Genomic DNA, 15,766 nt, shown 5'->3' with positions numbered 1-15,766 from the left:
TGGGGTTGCAAATAATTGAAAGAAAAAGGTAAAACGGCCTGTGTTCTATTTTTGTTTTATCGATGCAAAGCAACGGCTTAATGTCCCGCAGGCACTGAATCCTGCCGCTTTGCGCCGCATTCGATTCGCTTTCGAGGTGCAGAAATGAGCGGCAAGATTCTTGTCCTCGGCGGCGCCCATATCGATCGTCGAGGCCGTATCGCCGATGAGACGGCACCGGGGGCCAGCAACCCCGGCTCATGGTTCGAGGAGCCGGGCGGCGGCGGCTTCAACGCGGCCCGCAATCTTGCCCGTCTCGGCTTCGACGTGACGATGATTTCCCCGCGCGGCGGCGATCCGATCGGCGAAATGGTGAGCGAGGCGGCCGACTTTGCCGGCATCAACGACCGTCCTTTCGTCTTCCTCGACCGCAAGACGCCGAGCTATACGGCGATCATTGAGAAGGACGGCAATCTCGTCATCGCGCTCGCGGACATGGAACTCTACCGCTTCTTCGTGCCGCGCCGCCTGTCGATCCGCTGGGTGCGCGATGCCTTCGCGGCCACCGATTTCATCCTCTTCGATGCCAACCTGCCGGAGGAAACGGCAGCCGCGATCGTTGCAAGGGCCAAGGCGCTCGGCAAGCCGGTCGCGGCAATTGCCATTTCACCGGCCAAGGTCGTGCGTCTCCTGCCCTGCCTCGGAGGCATCGACTATCTCTTCATGAATGAGGCCGAGGCTGCAGCCCTCACCGGCAAGCGGCCGGACGACGCTGCCGGCTGGCCGTCGCTGCTCGGTGACATCGGCATCGGCGGCGCGGTCGTCACCCGCGGCCAGCGCGAGCTTGTCGCCTTCAAGAACGGTCGCGCACTTCTCCTGCAGCCGCCGATTTCTGACAATGTGGCCGATGTCACCGGTGCGGGAGATTCGCTCGCAGCAGGCACACTCTCTGCCTTGATGTGTGGCCATCCGCTCGAAGAAGCGGTCCGCCATGGTGCGGCGGCAGCCGCCCTCACCGTCCAGTCGCGGCATGCGGTGAACGAAAATCTCGCCCCGGATCTCCTTCGCGACATGCTTTCGCTTGTCCCGGCCGCCAGAATTCTGCAATGAAGCGGCAACATCGATAAACGGATACGGATCATGACCAAACCTATCTCGCCCCTCCTGCCGATCTCCTATTCCAAGGAAGTCGCCACCGCCAAGCAGCGCGGCGCACCGATCGTGGCGCTCGAATCGACCATCATCACGCACGGCATGCCCTACCCCGGCAATATCGAAATGGCGCGCAGCGTCGAAGCGATCATCCGCGACCAGGGTGCCGTGCCTGCCACCATCGCCGTGGTCCACGGCACGCTGCATATCGGCCTGGAGGCCGCCGAACTGGAACAGCTCGCCAAGGCCAAGGACGTGATGAAAGTATCGCGCGCCGATATCGCCTTCGCGATCGCCGAGCGCCGCACGGGTGCAACGACTGTCGCTGCCACGATGATTGCCGCGGCACGCGCCGGCATCAAGGTCTTCGCGACCGGCGGCATCGGCGGCGTGCATCGCGGTGCCGAAGAAACCTTTGACATCTCCGCCGACCTGGAAGAACTGGCCCGCACCGGCGTCATCGTCGTCTGTGCCGGCGCCAAGGCGATCCTCGATATTCCGAAGACGCTGGAAGTGCTGGAGACCCGCGGTGTGCCCGTCGTCACCTATGAAAGCGATGAATTCCCGGCCTTCTGGTCGCGGGCCTCAGGCATCCGCAGCCCGCTGACCCTGAACAGCCCGGCAGCGATCGCCAATTTCCAGACGACGCGCGAACAGCTTGGTATCGACGGCGGCATGCTGATTGCCAACCCGGTGCCGGAAGCAGACGAAATTGCCCGCGAGGAAATGGAAATCTATATCGAGCGCGCCCTCGATAGCGCCGAGCGTGACGAAATCACCGGCAAGGCGGTAACGCCTTACCTGCTGAGCACGATCTTCGACCTGACGGATGGCCAGAGCCTGAAGACGAATATCGCGCTCGTGGAGAACAATGCGCGTCTGGCGGCAGAGATTGCCGTCGCACTCGGCGAATAACCGATCGTCCCGCGGGGTTCGCCCCGCCAATATCACTCAGAAATTTAAGGGGCGCTCCAGCGCCCCTTTTTTCGTATCAGCTATCCAGCGTCTCTTTCACCGCCACAGCCAGTTGCTTCAGCGAGAATGGCTTCGGCAGGAAACCGAACTTGGCTTCCGGCGGCAGGTTGCGGGCGAACGCATCCTCGGCGTAACCGGAGACGAAAATGAACTTCAGATCCGGATAGTTCTTGCGCAGCTCGCGCAGCAGCGATGGTCCGTCCATCTCGGGCATCACCACGTCGGAGACGACGATATCCACCTTGCCTTCGAGCTCCTCCATGATCTCGAGGGCCTCGACGCCGGAGCCGGCCTCGTGGACCGTGTAGCCACGCGTCTCCAGCATGCGCTTGCCGCCGCGCCGCACCGCTTCCTCGTCCTCGACGAGCAGGATGACGGCGGAGCCCGTCAGGTCTTCGGGCTGCTTCGGCTGCACCAGTTCCACGACGTTCGCGCCACCTGCCGCAACTGCCTGATCGGCTGCCTCCGCCTCGGCGGCAACAGCCGGCTCGACGATATGGCGCGGCAGGAAGATACGGAAGGTGGTGCCCTTGCCGACTTCCGATTCCGGCTGGATATAGCCGCCGGACTGCTTGACGATACCGTAGACCATGGCGAGGCCGAGACCGGTACCCTTGCCCACTTCTTTCGTCGTGAAGAAAGGCTCGAAGATCTTGTCCATGATCTCGGGCGCAATACCGGTGCCGGTATCGGTCACTTCCACCAGCACCATGTCCTCATGCGGCATGTAGGAGTAGTTGAAGGCGGCGACTTCGGCGGCCGGCAGATTACGCGTGCGCAGCGTCAGCGTGCCGCCCTTCGGCATCGCATCGCGCGCATTGACACTGAGATTGATCAGCACCTGCTCGAACTGCGAAAGATCGGTTTTGACCGGCCAGAGATCGCGGCCATATTCGACGTCGAGCTTGACGTTCGTGCCTGAAATCAGCCGGTCGACCAGCATGCGAAGATCGCCGACGACATCGGTGAGGTTGAGCACCGTCGGCCGCATCGTCTGCTTGCGCGAGAAGGCGAGCAGCTGGCGCACGAGAACGGCCGCACGGTTGGCGTTACGCTTGATCTCCATGAGATCGGCAAAGCTTGCATCGGCCGGCCGCGCCTGCAGCAGCAGATGGTCGGAGGATAGCAGGATCGCCGTCAGCACATTGTTGAAGTCATGCGCGATACCGCCGGCGAGCGTGCCGACTGCATTCATCTTCTGCGTCTGCGCCATCTGCGCTTCGAGCGCCTTCTGCTCGGTCACTTCCACCGCATAGACGATGGCCGCCTCCTCGGGCGCCTCGTCGCTCTGGTCGATCACGGCATTCACGTAGAAGCGGAAGAAGCGTGCATCATCGGTCGGCGTGCGGGAATCGATCGGGGCGATATCGCCCTGCCGGTCCTTGGCGGCGGCAAGCGCTGCGGCAAGCTGCGGCCGGTCGCTCTCCTGCACGATCGTTTCCATCAGCGCGCCGCGCTCCAGATCGTCACGCGAGACGATATTGGAGAACAGCTTCAGGAAAGGCGCATTGGTGCGCAGGATCTTGCCCTTGCCGTCGACGGAGGCAATCGCCATCGGCGTATTGTTGAAGAAGCGGGTGAAGCGCATGGCGGCTGCCGAGGCCGATTGCCCGTTCTCGCCATCCTTGTCGCGCGTGAGCACGATGGTGCGGCTTTCGCCCGGCGCCCCGTCGCGCATGGAAGTGACGCGGTGGATGATCTGCACCGGCAGGCTCTGGCCGTTCGATTTGCGCAGGTCGAGATCGAGCGTGACGGTCTTCTTCAGACCCGGTTCGGCCTGCACGGACTGGATCAGCGCCAGCCCCTCGCCGGCGACGAGATCGCCGATATTCATCGAGCCCGGCATGAACTTGGTGAGGTCGAGCCCCAGCCATTCGGCAAGCGTCGCATTGAGATAGAAGATTTCGCCCTTACGCCCGGCGGAAAAGAAGCCTGACGGAGCGTGGTCGAGATAGTCGATCGCGTTCTGCAGCTCCTTGAAGAAGCGCTCCTGGTCCTCGCGCTCGGCGGTGATATCGGTGATCTGCCAGATCTGCAGCGGCTTGCCGTCGCCATCGTCAGGCTGCAGCAGACGGGCCTTGAGACGATACCAATGTGCGCCGGCGCTGCTTCCTGGTCCGACTGCGCGCAGCAGGCGGAATTCCTCGCGCCCCTCCCGGCCTTCGCGCAAGCCGTTCACGAGGCGGTAGAGCGCCTCATTCGATTCGCGGTGGCGCGACAGCAGCGTTTCCAGCGTCTGCACCTCTGTTGCCTTGCGCGCGCCCGTCAGCGCCCCGTAGGCGGCGTTGGCATAGACGATGCGGCCCTTCTCGTCTGTGATCAGCGAACCGTCCGGATGGCTGTTCAGGAAGGCGCGCGCCAGGCTGTCGGACTGGCGCTGCGGCATGACCTCGATGAAGCCGATAACGGAGGAAACGAGGAAGAAGATGCCGACCATGGCGAGAACGCCGAGACAGCCGAGTACCAGCTCGTTGCCGAGCGAATCTTTGAAGAAGACGAAGGCTGCCGCCGCCGCAATCAGCACGATCGCCAGCAGAATGATGCGTATCGCCGTGCCAGAACGCCCCCCACGATCCACAAGCGGCGCGTTATAGTCGTCGACCTGACGCGATTTCGTCATCTATTCCTCGCATAAGCCCCTCCTGCCGCGCTCGCTAACATCGCTGCGAAACAGGAATCAGGCACTCTTTCCTTCTTATCAACTTGCTGCGCCCGCAAAAACAGCAGGTTTCGTCAGACTGCTTGAATTCACAGGCAAACGCGCCAGTTTTCTTGCAAGCCCGCTGGTGTAACGGCGAGAGCTCGCCGGCCAAATAACTGCACAACACGAAATCGCCTTCGCCGGTGACTGGACAGACCCGGCGGCTCTTGCCTAAGGAGCGGAAAAGTCGTCTGTTGTGCCATAATGCGAAATGGAGTGAGTGCCTATGTTCGATGATGTTGTAGGAGCTTACGGTAGCCGCTTCCTGCTTGCCGCTGGCGGCGTCGGTATTGCCCTCATCCTGCTCATCCTGGTTCTGTGGTTCCTGCGCAACCGCGCGCCCTCGCCCTTCGTTCGTGGCGGGCGCAACCGCCAGCCGCGTTTGCAGGTGCTCGATGCCGCCGCCGTCGATGCCCGCCGTCGCCTGGTGCTCGTGCGTCGCGACAATGTCGAACATCTCGTCATGATCGGCGGTCCGACCGATATCGTCATCGAAAGCCGCATCCTGCCGGAAACCGAAGCCGAAACCGGAAGTGATTTCCGCCCGCAGCCGGTCGAGGAGCGTTCACCCGCTCCGGAGCGTGAAGTCGTCCAGCCGCGCCGCGAGCCGCAACCAGCGCCGCAGCCGAGGCCGGTCGCCGCTCCCGTCGCACCGCCTGTGGCTGCAAGCGCCGAACCCGATCTCGAACCCTATAGCCCCGCACCGGCTGCGGTCATCGTCCCGGTCATCGCACCGCCGGCCGAGCCTATCCGCCAGCGTTCCGAGCCCCCGGTTGCTCCAGCCGTGGCTCCGCCGATGTCCGGGCAGCAGGCTTCCGCGCCACAGGTTTCTGCTCCGCCGCTGACTGCTGATCGCGATAGCCCGCAGCGCATGTCGCAGCCTCAGTTGCGCCAGCCCGAACGCCCAGCTCCGCAACCGGTGCCCGATACCGCCAACGCTGCCGATATCCTCGATGCGGCCCGTCAGCGCGTGCTGCCGCAGCAGCGTATCGAACCGGAAGTATCCACCCCGCCGGCCCAGAGCATTCCCGCCGTCTCGCGCGGTGCCCCGGTCGCCACGGAAGATGGCGGTCTGCAATCGGCCGCCATCCGCCGGGATTTCCAGCGCATCCTTGATGAGGAAATCTCGGCCAATCCGGCCGCCGAGCGCGTGGTTCCCGTACCCAATGCGCAGCAGGCGCGCCCTGCCCCACAGCCATCCCCTCAGCCCGGCTCGATGCCGCGCCGCGATCCTGAAATGGCGCCAATGACAGGTGCGGATGCTGCCCTTCAGAAGGAAGTTGCCCGCATCTTCGGCGAAATGAGCGTCAATCGCGACAAGTAGTCCGGGGTCGGATCGCCCGGAGCAAACCGGCAAAACAAAAAGGCACCGCGATCGTCCCGCGGTGCCTTTTTCCAATTCCGGTCGGGAGCGATTATTCGTCCCGGTAAACCTTTTCGCGACGCTCGTGGCGTTCCTGGGCTTCGATCGACAACGTGGCGATCGGGCGGGCGTCTAGACGCTTGAGACCGATCGGCTCGCCGGTTTCCTCGCAGTAACCGTAAGTACCGTCTTCGATGCGCTGCAGGGCTGCGTCGATCTTGGAGATCAGCTTTCTCTGACGATCGCGGGCGCGAAGTTCGATCGCCCGGTCGGTTTCCGAGGATGCACGGTCTGCAAGATCGGGGTGGTTTGCGCTCTCCTCGGCCAGATGGTCGAGCGTTTCACGCGCTTCTCTAAGGATATCGTTTTTCCAGGCAACCAGCTTGGCTCTGAAATAAGCGCGCTGGTTCGTATTCATGAACTCCTCGTCTTCCGAGGGAACATAATTGCTAAGATCGATCTTCTCACTCAACGCGATTCTCCTGAAGAACATCTCATCTGGCCGGGTGTATATCCCAAGGGCTATCCGCGATTCAAGCCAAATAAGACACGTAAACAGATTTTTAAATCTGTCATAAATTTGAGCTAACAGTCTATTTTCTCACCATTATTCCGAACCGCGATTTTTGCTTCGCCTTCAACATGCCGTGTTGAGCATGGCGTTTCGCGCTATTGAAGGCCGGCTGGCAGTTGACGTTGCGGGAGTGCAACCGCTACTGAAAAGGCTCCGTTCGAAGCTGGATTTGCCCATGGCCGCCCTCCTGCCTCCACCCCACCGGATCTACCTCCTGCGTCACGCCGAAGCCGCCTGGGCCGAGCCCGGACAGCGCGATTTCGACCGCCCGCTGAACGAGAAGGGTTTCGGCGATGCCGAGATTGTTGCCGACCGCGCAGCCGACAAGGGCTACCGTCCTGATGTCCTGATCAGCTCGACCGCGCTTCGTTGCCGCGACACCGCCGAGGCCGTGCATCGGGCCATGGGCGAAACGCTCGACATGCTCTTTGTCGACACGCTCTATAACGCCTCCGTCGATACCTATCTCGAAATAATCGACGCGCAGGATGTGGGAAGCGTCATGCTCGTCGGTCACAACCCGACCATGGAGCAAGCCTTATCGGCGCTGATCGGCCAAAATGCTATGGCAGCCTCTGTGCCGAAAGGTTTCCCGACAGCCGGTCTCGCTGTCATCGACTATGTCGCTACGACTTCGGCATGGCGTCTCGTCGATTTCGTCGTCGACTGAGCTTTCGCGCCGCTTCTTTTTCGGGCCGCGGCCCCTCCCTATATTGCAGGCAGTGCCACCAGGGATTCCGATTTGCCGCCACGCCTGACATCCTTTGCCGACGACGCGCTGATCGCGTTGGATAATCTTGCGGACCGCGCCAGCGGTCTCGTCAATCCGACCATCCGGCTCGGTGTCACCGGCCTTTCCCGCTCCGGCAAGACCGTCTTCATTTCCTCGCTGGTCCATAATCTCCTGCATGGCGGCCGCCTGCCGCTCTTCGAAGCGGTGCAGTCCGGCCGCGTCTCGGCGGTGCGCCTGGAGCCTCAGCCGGATGATGCCGTGCCGCGCTTCCAGTATGAGGATCATATCCGCGCGCTGGTAAAGGAGCGCATCTGGCCGGATTCCACCCGCGCGATCTCGGAGCTGCGCATCACGCTGGATTATCAGAGCGCCAGTTCCTGGACGCGCATGTTTTCTCCCGGCCGGCTTTCCATCGATATCGTCGACTATCCCGGTGAATGGCTGCTCGACCTGCCGCTGCTCGGCAAGGATTTCCGAACGTTCAGCGAGGAAACCATCGCCCTTGCCGCAACCGGCATCCGCGCCGAGCTGTCGAGCGCCTGGCTGGGTCTGACGAGGGCAACGGACATCAATGCTCCCGCTGACGAAATGGTCGCCCGTGACCTCGCAGTGAGCTTTGCCGACTATCTGAAGGCCTGCAAGGCGGACGAGCGTTCTCTCTCCACCCTTCCTCCCGGCCGCTTCCTGCTGCCCGGCGATCTCGACGGCTCGCCTGCCCTGACCTTCGCCCCGCTTGCCCTGCCGCCCGAAGGCCGGCCGAAGCATGGCTCGCTCTGGGCGATGATGGAGCGCCGATACGAGGCCTACAAGTCCGTGGTCGTCAAACCCTTCTTCCGTGAGCATTTCGCCAGGCTCGACCGGCAGATCGTTTTGGTCGACGCTCTCCAGGCGATGAACCGCGGTCCGGAAGCCGTGCAGGATCTTGAACGCGCCCTGACCGATGTGCTGGCCTGTTTCCGCCCCGGCACCAATTCCATCCTGTCATCGCTGCTCGGCCGCCGCATCGACCGCGTTCTGGTGGCCGCCACCAAGGCCGACCACCTGCACCACGAGAGCCACGACCGGCTGGACCGCCTCACGCGCCGTCTCGTCGATCGCGCCATCGACCGCATCGGCATGGCCGGCGCCGGCATCGATGTCATGGCGCTCGCCTCCGTGCGCGCCACGCGGGAAGCCACGGTGCGGCGCGACGGCCACGACCTGCCCGTCATTGTCGGCACGCCTATGACTGGTGAAAAGATCGCCGGCGAGATCTTTGACGGTGAGCGCAAGACGGCGATCTTCCCAGGCGACTTGCCGGAAGATCCGCAATCGCTGTTCGAACGCATCGAAGCCGGCGATAGCACGGTCGAGCTGCCCGATGTCAATGTGGTGCGCTTCCGTCCCCCGCAGCTTGAGGAAACCGGCGGCGGCATCAAGCTTTCCGTGCCGCATATCCGTCTTGACCGCGCCATGCAGTTCCTGTTCGGAGACCGCCTCGCATGAGCAAGCCGCCGATCGACCAGCCCAATCCGCCGCGTCGCGCCCCTGCCGCCTTCACCTATGAGGAGGAAAACGCAGCACCCGAATCCCCCCGCGCGGAACGCCGCAAGCCGGCAAGCTTTTCCGGCGAGGTGGTGCTGACGCCGGATGAGGAAGATCCCTTCCTCAACCCGGAACAGGATCTGAGCCCGCTGCCGGTCGCGACCCCGCGCAAGCGCCGCACCTCCTTTGCCGGCATCGCCGCAGGCGCCTTCGGCATCCTCCTGTCGCTTGCCTTCGGCCTCTGGACCGACCAGCTGATCCGCGACCTGTTCAGCCGTGCCGACTGGCTGGGTTACACGGCCCTTGCCGTCCTCGCGATCGGCATCCTCGCCGTTATCGCCGTCGTCGTCAGGGAGACGGCGGGCATGATGCGGCTTGCCGCGGTGCAAACCATCAAGGCCGAGGCAGACGCCGCGATCCTCGAAACCCGTCCTGCCAAGGCTCGTGCCGTCGTTGCCCGCCTGACGGGCCTGCTCGATAACAAGCCGGAAACTGCCAAGGGCCGCGCCACGCTGAAGGAAACCGAAGGCGACGTCATCGATGCTCCGCATCTGATTGCGCTTGCCGAGCGCGAACTCCTTGGCCCCCTTGACCGCCGGGCGCGCGCTCTGATCGTCAATTCCTCCAAGCGTGTCTCTGTCGTCACGGCCGTCAGCCCGCGCGCCATCGTCGATCTGCTCTACGTGCTCTATGAGGCCGCCCGCCTGATCCGCGCCATGGCCGAACTGTACGGTGGTCGCCCCGGCACGCTCGGCATGCTGAGATTGATGCGCGACGTGCTTGCCCATCTTGCCGTAACCGGTTCGATTGCCGTCGGCGACAGCCTCGTGCAGCAAGTGCTGGGCCATGGGCTTGCCTCGAAGCTCTCGGCGCGACTCGGCGAAGGCGTGATCAACGGGTTGATGACGGCGCGCATCGGCATTGCCGCCATGGATCTCTGCCGCCCGCTGACTTTCAGGGCGCTGAAGCGGCCGGGAATCGGTGACTTTATCGGTGATTTGACACCGTCGATGACGACGCGAAACGGCAATCCTTAAGAAAAAGCTGGATTGCGACACATTCCGGCCTTCTTATCAAACCTGCAGAAAATTCCAGCGGATTCAATGCGCTACACGCGCCGCCTCAGAAACCTTGCCTAGCGAAAGCCCTGTATTTCCACGCATTTTGGCGCCTCGGAAAGAAAGGATTAACCATTTTTCGGCAAAACTTCGGACCAGTTCCCGAGTGGTGTTTGCCAAGGAAAATCCATGTACTCGCGCAAGTTTCTTTTTGTATGCGGCCTGGCCGCCGCGGCATTGTCTCCGGTGGCAGACGTCGCTTCCAACGCCACTGCCGCAACCCGCGACAAAGCCTTCTTCGAATCTATCGCCGGCACCTGGAAGGGACCGGGCGAAATCGTTGCCGGCAAGTACAAGGGCACGAAATTCACCTGCAATCTCGTCGGCTCGCCGGCCGATGATTCCGCTGCCGGCATCAAGCTCGACGGCACCTGCCGCGTCGGTGTCTTCAAGCAGCCGATGACGGCCGTCATCTCCCAGTCCGGTTCCACTTACAAGGGCAAGTTCCTGGATGGCGCCGAGGGCAAGGGCCTCGACGTCGTTTCCGGCGCCGTTACCGCAGATACCGTCGTCGTCGGCATCAATCGTTCCAAGCTGAACGGTGCGATGATTGCCCGTGTGCGGGACGACAAGACCATGAATGTCACCGTTTCGGTCAAGGTCGAAAGCCAGATGATCCCGGTCATCGGTCTGACACTGACCCGCCAGGTGGATGAAATGGCTGTCGGCTCGATCCAGTAAGCAATTCAGTCGGATCGGATTTTCCTGAAGCGGCGGGTATCCGCCGCTTTTGCTTTTTGGGCGTGGGGAACCATGAGCATTTGGTCGGGTTGTGTGCGGACGAACAATCCGGAGATCGATCGTGCCCCTGAAAGCTCTCGCCCTGAATGCCACGCTGAAATCCAGCAGCGGTGAGCCCTCCTCCACCGACCGCATGCTCGCCCTCATCGGCGAAGCAATGCGCAAACAGGATGTGGAGACGGAAACGATCCGCCTTGCTGACCACAATATCCTTCCTGGTGTGACGTCCGACGAGGGACCTGGCGATGCCTGGCCCGATATCCGAAAGATGATTCTCGATGCCGACATCCTCGTTTTCGGCACGCCGATCTGGCTGGGACAACCCTCCAGCGTTGCCAAGCGCGCTTTGGAGCGTATGGATGCCTTCCTTGAAGAGACGGACGATCAGGGCCGTATGGTCTCCTATGGCCGCGTAGCGGCAGTGGCCGTTGTCGGCAATGAGGATGGCGCCCATCACGTCTCGGCCGAACTCTATCAGGCATTGAACGATGTCGGCTTCACCATATCGGCCAATGCTGTGGCCTACTGGGTGGGCGAAGCCATGGGCAGCACCAATTTCGTCGATCTCAAGCAGGTACCTGAAACGGTCACGACGGCAGTTGACATGCTGGCGCGCAATACGGTTCATCTGGCGAAACTGCTCAAGCAGAACCACTATCCGGGCAAAGCCGAATGAGTGATACTCCAGTGGGCGGACACTGAGCTCCGCTCAAAAGTAGACATGAAAAAAGCCCGCCTCTGCGGGCTCCTTTCTGTATCGGTCAGGTTTTAGTTTGTGTTTTTGTGGCTCTGCTGACCTGCCTTGACGTGCTGTTCGTGTGAACCGCCTTGGTTTGCCATGATCAATTCTCCTTTCGGTAATTGTCTGCGAGAGCGGCTTGACTGCCGTCTCGTTAGGTCAACCGCTCGGGCGCCGCCACGTTCCCCATTTTAATATTTCGTGATGGTACCGGATCATTTCCCGCCACGCGCCGTTCTTCGTAAACGGCAGGCTTGCTCCTGCCCAGCTATGGAGACGAAGGCCATGAACGCAACCCACACGGATACGGAAACAAGGAGCCTGAAGCTCGCCAAGGAATATCTGCGCCTTGGCGGGCACCGCCGCTCCAAGATCGACGACAACATCACCACTGTGCGCCAGTGGGAGAAGGATCCCCCGGAGGCTGAACGCTTCTGGCAGGAGCAGGTGCAGCCGCTTTCAGCAGCCGACCGCAAGCAGGTCGAGGATTTCCTGCCGAGCATCAATTCGCCTTGAATGCTCGAAGCTGCAGGTTCGATGCGCGAAAACTGGATCCATCTCTGCATCGACATGCAGAGGATGTTCGCGGAACAGACAGCTTGGCATGTGCCATGGATGGTGACGGTGTCGCCGCAGATTGTTGAACTCTCCGCACGGTATGCGGAGCGAACGATTTTCACGCGCTTCGTTCCTCCGCCGAGTGCCGATGCCATGCCCGGCATGTGGAGGACTTACTACGAAAAATGGCCAATGATGACGGGCGAGCACCTGCTGCCGGCGCTCGTGGACATCGTTGAGGAACTGAAGTCTTTCTCGCCGCCTGCCCGCTTCTTCAACAAGCGAACCTACTCTCCCTGGGTCGACGGCCGGCTCCACGAAACGCTTGCGCAGGAAAAGGTCCGGGCCATCGTCATCACCGGCGGCGAAACGGATATCTGTGTGCTTGCTGCTGCACTTGGCGCAATCGATCTCGGGTACCGCGTCGTCCTGTTGAAGGATGCCGTCTGCAGCAGCGCCGACGAGACGCATGACGCCACGCTGGAATTGCTGGGCGGCCGCTTCTCGGTGCAGGTGGAGATCACCGAAACGGACGCATTCCTCACCAGTCTCTAAGCCGCCGTTTGCCGTTCACTGCTTCGGAATGCATGACAGGGGTCTGTGAGTGTTCGGCTCTCGCCTGTCGCTGGTATTAAGTCTTGTGCCACCACTCGCGGCTCTCGTCTGCGATCTCGATACCCGCGATGTCGGCGCCGGCCAACCAGTCGGAAACCGCCCTGCCCCTGACCACGAGTTCGGGCGCGATATCCGCAAGCGGCATCAGCACGAAGCCCCTCTCCGTCATGCGCGGGTGCGGCAGTTCCAGCCGCGGCGCATCCTGCTCGATACCTTCATAAGTCAACACGTCGATATCGAGCGTGCGCGGCCCCCAGCGCTCGATGCGCTCGCGCTTCATCTCCCGTTCGATCGACAGGCAGAGATCGAGCAGCGCTTCCGGTGCAAGCCGCGTTTCCACCGCCGCGCAGGAATTGAAGAAATAGGATTGATCGGTCTTGCCCCAGGGGGGTGTGCGATAAAGCCGCGAGACGGCGGCCACGCGGCAGTCTGGATGGGCGTCCAGCACAGCAAGCGCCGACGCCATCGACTTGACCGGGTCGCCGATATTGCCGCCGAGACCGAGCGTTGCGAGGCGGAATGGATTATCGGGCACGGTGCTCAACAGTCACCTGCACGAAATCGAGCACGCCGGGGATCGGCGCATTCGGCTTGCGCACCGTGATCTTGGCCCTGATGATCTGCGGGAATTTCTTGCAGAGGCCCTTGGCGATATCGAACGCCAGCGCTTCGATCAGGTAGCGCCGCTGGCCAACGACGATCTCCTCGATGATGGTGAAGGCGGTGCCGTAATGCACCGTCTCGTCGATGGAATCGTTTTCCAGCGCGCTGCCCGCTTCCACCTCCAGTTCTGCATCCACGAAGAAACGCTGGCCGAGGAATTCCTCTTCGGCATGCACGCCATGCCGGGCGAAGAAGGCGCAATTCTGCATCAGGATCGTATAGGTACTCATGACGGCCTCCCCCTAAGACATGTCGCGCAAAATTCTCTATCGATTTTGCGGTAACGACATGTGAAAAAACAGATATTCACAGTGCGGCATGCGGATCTGATGGATCGTGACACGCTTTGGAAATATCGTTCCGGGCAGCCAGCATAGCATCGGCTACGGCAAGCGCATCCCTGTTGATTGCGACATTGTGTACGCGGAAAACAGCCGCGCCTTGAATGCGCAACAGCGCGCTCGTCGCTGCCGTTCCCGCATCGCGCTCCGCCGGCTCCCGGCCGGTGACGGCGCCGAGGAACCGTTTGCGCGACGTGCCGGCGAGAAGCGGCAGGCCGAAGCGGTGCAGCTCTTCGAAACGCGCCATCAGCTCCAGGTTCTCGCCCGGCGTCTCCTTGGCAAACCCAAAGCCTGGATCGAGCACGATCCGGTCGCGCAGGACGCCGGCGGCAGAAGCGATCTCGAGCGAGCGCTCGAGAAAGAAGACCTGGTCTTCGATGATATCGGCAAGCTTCTGCCGGTCGCGACCGGTATGCATGATGCAGAGCCCTGCCCCGGTTTCAGCCGACAGCGCGGCGATTTCGGGCTCCCTCTGCAGGCCGAAGACATCGTTGACGATATGGGCGCCGGCACTGATGGCTCGCCGCGCCGTCTCCGCGCGATAGGTATCGATGGAAATCAGGGCTTGCGTGCGTCCTTTGAGCGCTTCGATAACGGGCAGTACCCGCGCCTGTTCCTCCGCCGGGCTGACGGAGGCCGCGTCCGGCCGCGTCGACTCACCACCGATATCGAGAATGTCAGCGCCGTCTGCAACTGCCTGAAGCGCATACGCGACAGCCCTGTCGACCGTGTCGTAGCGCCCGCCGTCGGAGAAGGAATCCGGAGTCACGTTGATGATCGCCATGATCACCGAGCGCTTGCCGAGCTCGATCTCGCGGCCATGGGCCACACGCCAGAATCTGCTGTCGAGCTGCTTCACAAGCCTAATCCCGTCGCTAAAGCGTGTCTGCGATCATCCAGATCCGCTTGCCACACTTTAAGCCTTTGTTTTACGTATGTCGTTATCGCAAGACTGCCGCGCAGTTTTGCGCGACATGCTTTATCGAAAAAAGGCCGCTATCCGATATTGCGCTTGTGGTGGCTATGCCCCAAGCTCCGCCAAACTTCAACACAGGTTCAGTTCAGAATGCCGCTTGCGTTGCGTTATATACGCCTTCCCATCGCCTTTGCAGTGATTGCCCTTTTCCTCTGCGGCCCCGCGGCAGCCGAAGTCGTTGCGACGAAAAGCTATTCCTATTTCAATATCAAGGGGAAGACGGCAGACCAGCTGGACGATGAGCTGAGTCGTCGCGGCCCGACGGCGAACGGCTCCTCCGCCCGCCACCCCGGCGCCACCAAGATCCGTTTCGGTGGCGAGGCGACCTATATTCAGGAAAGTGGCCGTTGCCGCGTCGGCAACGTCAAGGTCACCGTCCATACACAGATCATCATGCCGCGCTGGAACAACCGCAAGGGTGCCAGCCGCGAGCTGTCGATGATCTGGGATGCCCTGTCGAGCGATATCCGGCGCCACGAGGAACGCCATGCCGAGATAGCCCGCACCCAGGCGCGCGTCATGGAACGCGAACTCAAGGCGCTTCCTTCGCAGCGCAACTGCGAAGCCATGCAGGAACTCGTCTCGGATGCTTCGGCTCGCGGGATAGAGGAGCACGATAAGTTGCAAGCCCGATTCGATCGCGTCGAGGCGGTCAATTTTCAGAATCGGATGCTGAGACTGCTTAACAACCGACTCAAGGGCAAGGGCGGCGAAAGATAAGCCCTTTTTGCCTTCAAGGCGAGCACAGATCATTAGCTGCGCAATGAAACTTGTGCGAAGCTTGTGGAACTCCCAGGCTTTTACCAATCATTTTTCATTCTGGTGGACTCAACCGGAACGCGGTAATATGACTATATTCGAAAGTGCAGTAAGGCAGCTGGCTTTCGTGACGGTGTTCTCCTGGCGCGTTCCGAAGCCGCGGGTGTTCCTCCCTCATCCGTAGGTAATGCGCCCGCCTCGCCTCGCTCGCCTCCGGCGTGCGAGGCTCTCTTTTTGGAAAAGGCCGCTATTTTG

At 61.7% G+C, this 15,766-nt stretch carries 15 protein-coding genes and 1 pseudogene; 11 read left to right on the top strand and 5 right to left on the bottom strand.

The window, feature by feature from the left end; translation table 11 throughout:
* Positions 1-144 precede the first annotated feature (144 nt).
* Both FHX06_RS08440 and FHX06_RS08435 read left to right on the top strand, forming a co-directional pair.
* Positions 145-1,089, top strand: a complete 945-nt coding sequence (locus tag FHX06_RS08440; RefSeq protein ID WP_113213180.1) for a carbohydrate kinase family protein — start codon at positions 145-147, stop codon at positions 1,087-1,089.
* A 30-nt stretch (positions 1,090-1,119) separates the two neighbouring features.
* Positions 1,120-2,046: a pseudouridine-5'-phosphate glycosidase gene (locus FHX06_RS08435; RefSeq protein ID WP_113213179.1), complete on the top strand. Its 927-nt coding sequence runs from the start codon at positions 1,120-1,122 to the stop codon at positions 2,044-2,046.
* Positions 2,047-2,122: 76 nt separating this feature from the next.
* Here FHX06_RS08435 and cckA read toward each other — a convergent pair whose 3' ends face one another.
* Complete coding sequence (cckA, locus tag FHX06_RS08430) at positions 2,123-4,726, bottom strand: cell cycle histidine kinase CckA (RefSeq protein WP_112968216.1); 2,604 nt, start codon at positions 4,724-4,726, stop codon at positions 2,123-2,125.
* Positions 4,727-5,033: 307 nt separating this feature from the next.
* Here cckA and FHX06_RS08425 point away from each other — a divergent pair, with 307 nt between their 5' ends.
* Complete coding sequence (locus tag FHX06_RS08425) at positions 5,034-6,131, top strand: flagellar biosynthetic protein FliO (RefSeq protein WP_183878917.1); 1,098 nt, start codon at positions 5,034-5,036, stop codon at positions 6,129-6,131.
* 91 nt (positions 6,132-6,222) lie between these two features.
* On the opposite strand, the gene dksA is transcribed toward FHX06_RS08425, so the two are convergent.
* A complete protein-coding gene (gene dksA, locus FHX06_RS08420) occupies positions 6,223-6,642 on the bottom strand; it encodes an RNA polymerase-binding protein DksA (protein WP_007826301.1) in 420 nt (139 codons plus the stop codon).
* Between the two features lie 277 nt (positions 6,643-6,919).
* Between dksA and FHX06_RS08415 the strand changes: the two genes are divergently transcribed.
* From FHX06_RS08415 to FHX06_RS08385, 7 genes and pseudogenes are all read left to right on the top strand, one after another.
* Positions 6,920-7,414, top strand: a complete 495-nt coding sequence (locus FHX06_RS08415; RefSeq protein ID WP_183878915.1) for a SixA phosphatase family protein — start codon at positions 6,920-6,922, stop codon at positions 7,412-7,414.
* A 72-nt stretch (positions 7,415-7,486) separates the two neighbouring features.
* A complete protein-coding gene (locus FHX06_RS08410; RefSeq protein WP_112547771.1) occupies positions 7,487-8,962 on the top strand; it encodes a YcjX family protein in 1,476 nt (491 codons plus the stop codon).
* Complete coding sequence (locus tag FHX06_RS08405; protein WP_112547772.1) at positions 8,959-10,038, top strand: YcjF family protein; 1,080 nt, start codon at positions 8,959-8,961, stop codon at positions 10,036-10,038. The genes FHX06_RS08410 and FHX06_RS08405 overlap by 4 nt, the downstream gene beginning before the upstream one ends.
* 210 nt (positions 10,039-10,248) lie before the next feature.
* Complete coding sequence (locus FHX06_RS08400) at positions 10,249-10,800, top strand: hypothetical protein (RefSeq protein ID WP_112547773.1); 552 nt, start codon at positions 10,249-10,251, stop codon at positions 10,798-10,800.
* A 121-nt stretch (positions 10,801-10,921) separates the two neighbouring features.
* Complete coding sequence (locus FHX06_RS08395; protein WP_112547774.1) at positions 10,922-11,536, top strand: flavodoxin family protein; 615 nt, start codon at positions 10,922-10,924, stop codon at positions 11,534-11,536.
* 366 nt (positions 11,537-11,902) lie between these two features.
* A pseudogene (locus FHX06_RS08390) lies at positions 11,903-12,115 on the top strand (hypothetical protein); the annotation flags it as partial.
* 21 nt (positions 12,116-12,136) lie between these two features.
* On the top strand, positions 12,137-12,712 hold the full coding sequence (locus FHX06_RS08385; protein WP_183878913.1) for a cysteine hydrolase family protein: 576 nt from the start codon (positions 12,137-12,139) through the stop codon (positions 12,710-12,712).
* A 76-nt stretch (positions 12,713-12,788) separates the two neighbouring features.
* On the opposite strand, the gene folK is transcribed toward FHX06_RS08385, so the two are convergent.
* From folK to folP, 3 genes are all read right to left on the bottom strand, one after another.
* Entirely contained in the window at positions 12,789-13,316 is a 528-nt protein-coding gene (gene folK / locus FHX06_RS08380; RefSeq protein ID WP_210300485.1) for a 2-amino-4-hydroxy-6-hydroxymethyldihydropteridine diphosphokinase, read from the bottom strand.
* Entirely contained in the window at positions 13,297-13,665 is a 369-nt protein-coding gene (gene folB / locus FHX06_RS08375) for a dihydroneopterin aldolase (RefSeq protein WP_112547776.1), read from the bottom strand. Before folB ends, folK begins: the two co-directional genes overlap by 20 nt.
* Before the next feature lie 76 nt (positions 13,666-13,741).
* A complete protein-coding gene (gene folP, locus FHX06_RS08370; RefSeq protein WP_183878911.1) occupies positions 13,742-14,635 on the bottom strand; it encodes a dihydropteroate synthase in 894 nt (297 codons plus the stop codon).
* Positions 14,636-14,842: 207 nt separating this feature from the next.
* Here folP and FHX06_RS08365 point away from each other — a divergent pair, with 207 nt between their 5' ends.
* Positions 14,843-15,472 carry a DUF922 domain-containing Zn-dependent protease gene (locus FHX06_RS08365; RefSeq protein ID WP_183879237.1) on the top strand — a complete coding sequence of 210 codons (630 nt, stop codon included), beginning with the start codon at positions 14,843-14,845 and terminating at the stop codon, positions 15,470-15,472.
* Positions 15,473-15,766 lie beyond the last annotated feature (294 nt).

The organism is Rhizobium sp. BK512 (assembly GCF_014194915.1).
In the GTDB taxonomy this organism is placed as follows: domain Bacteria; phylum Pseudomonadota; class Alphaproteobacteria; order Rhizobiales; family Rhizobiaceae; genus Rhizobium.
The sequence above is the reverse complement of the archived record's forward strand: the minus strand, read 5'-3'. Positions and strand labels throughout refer to the sequence as shown.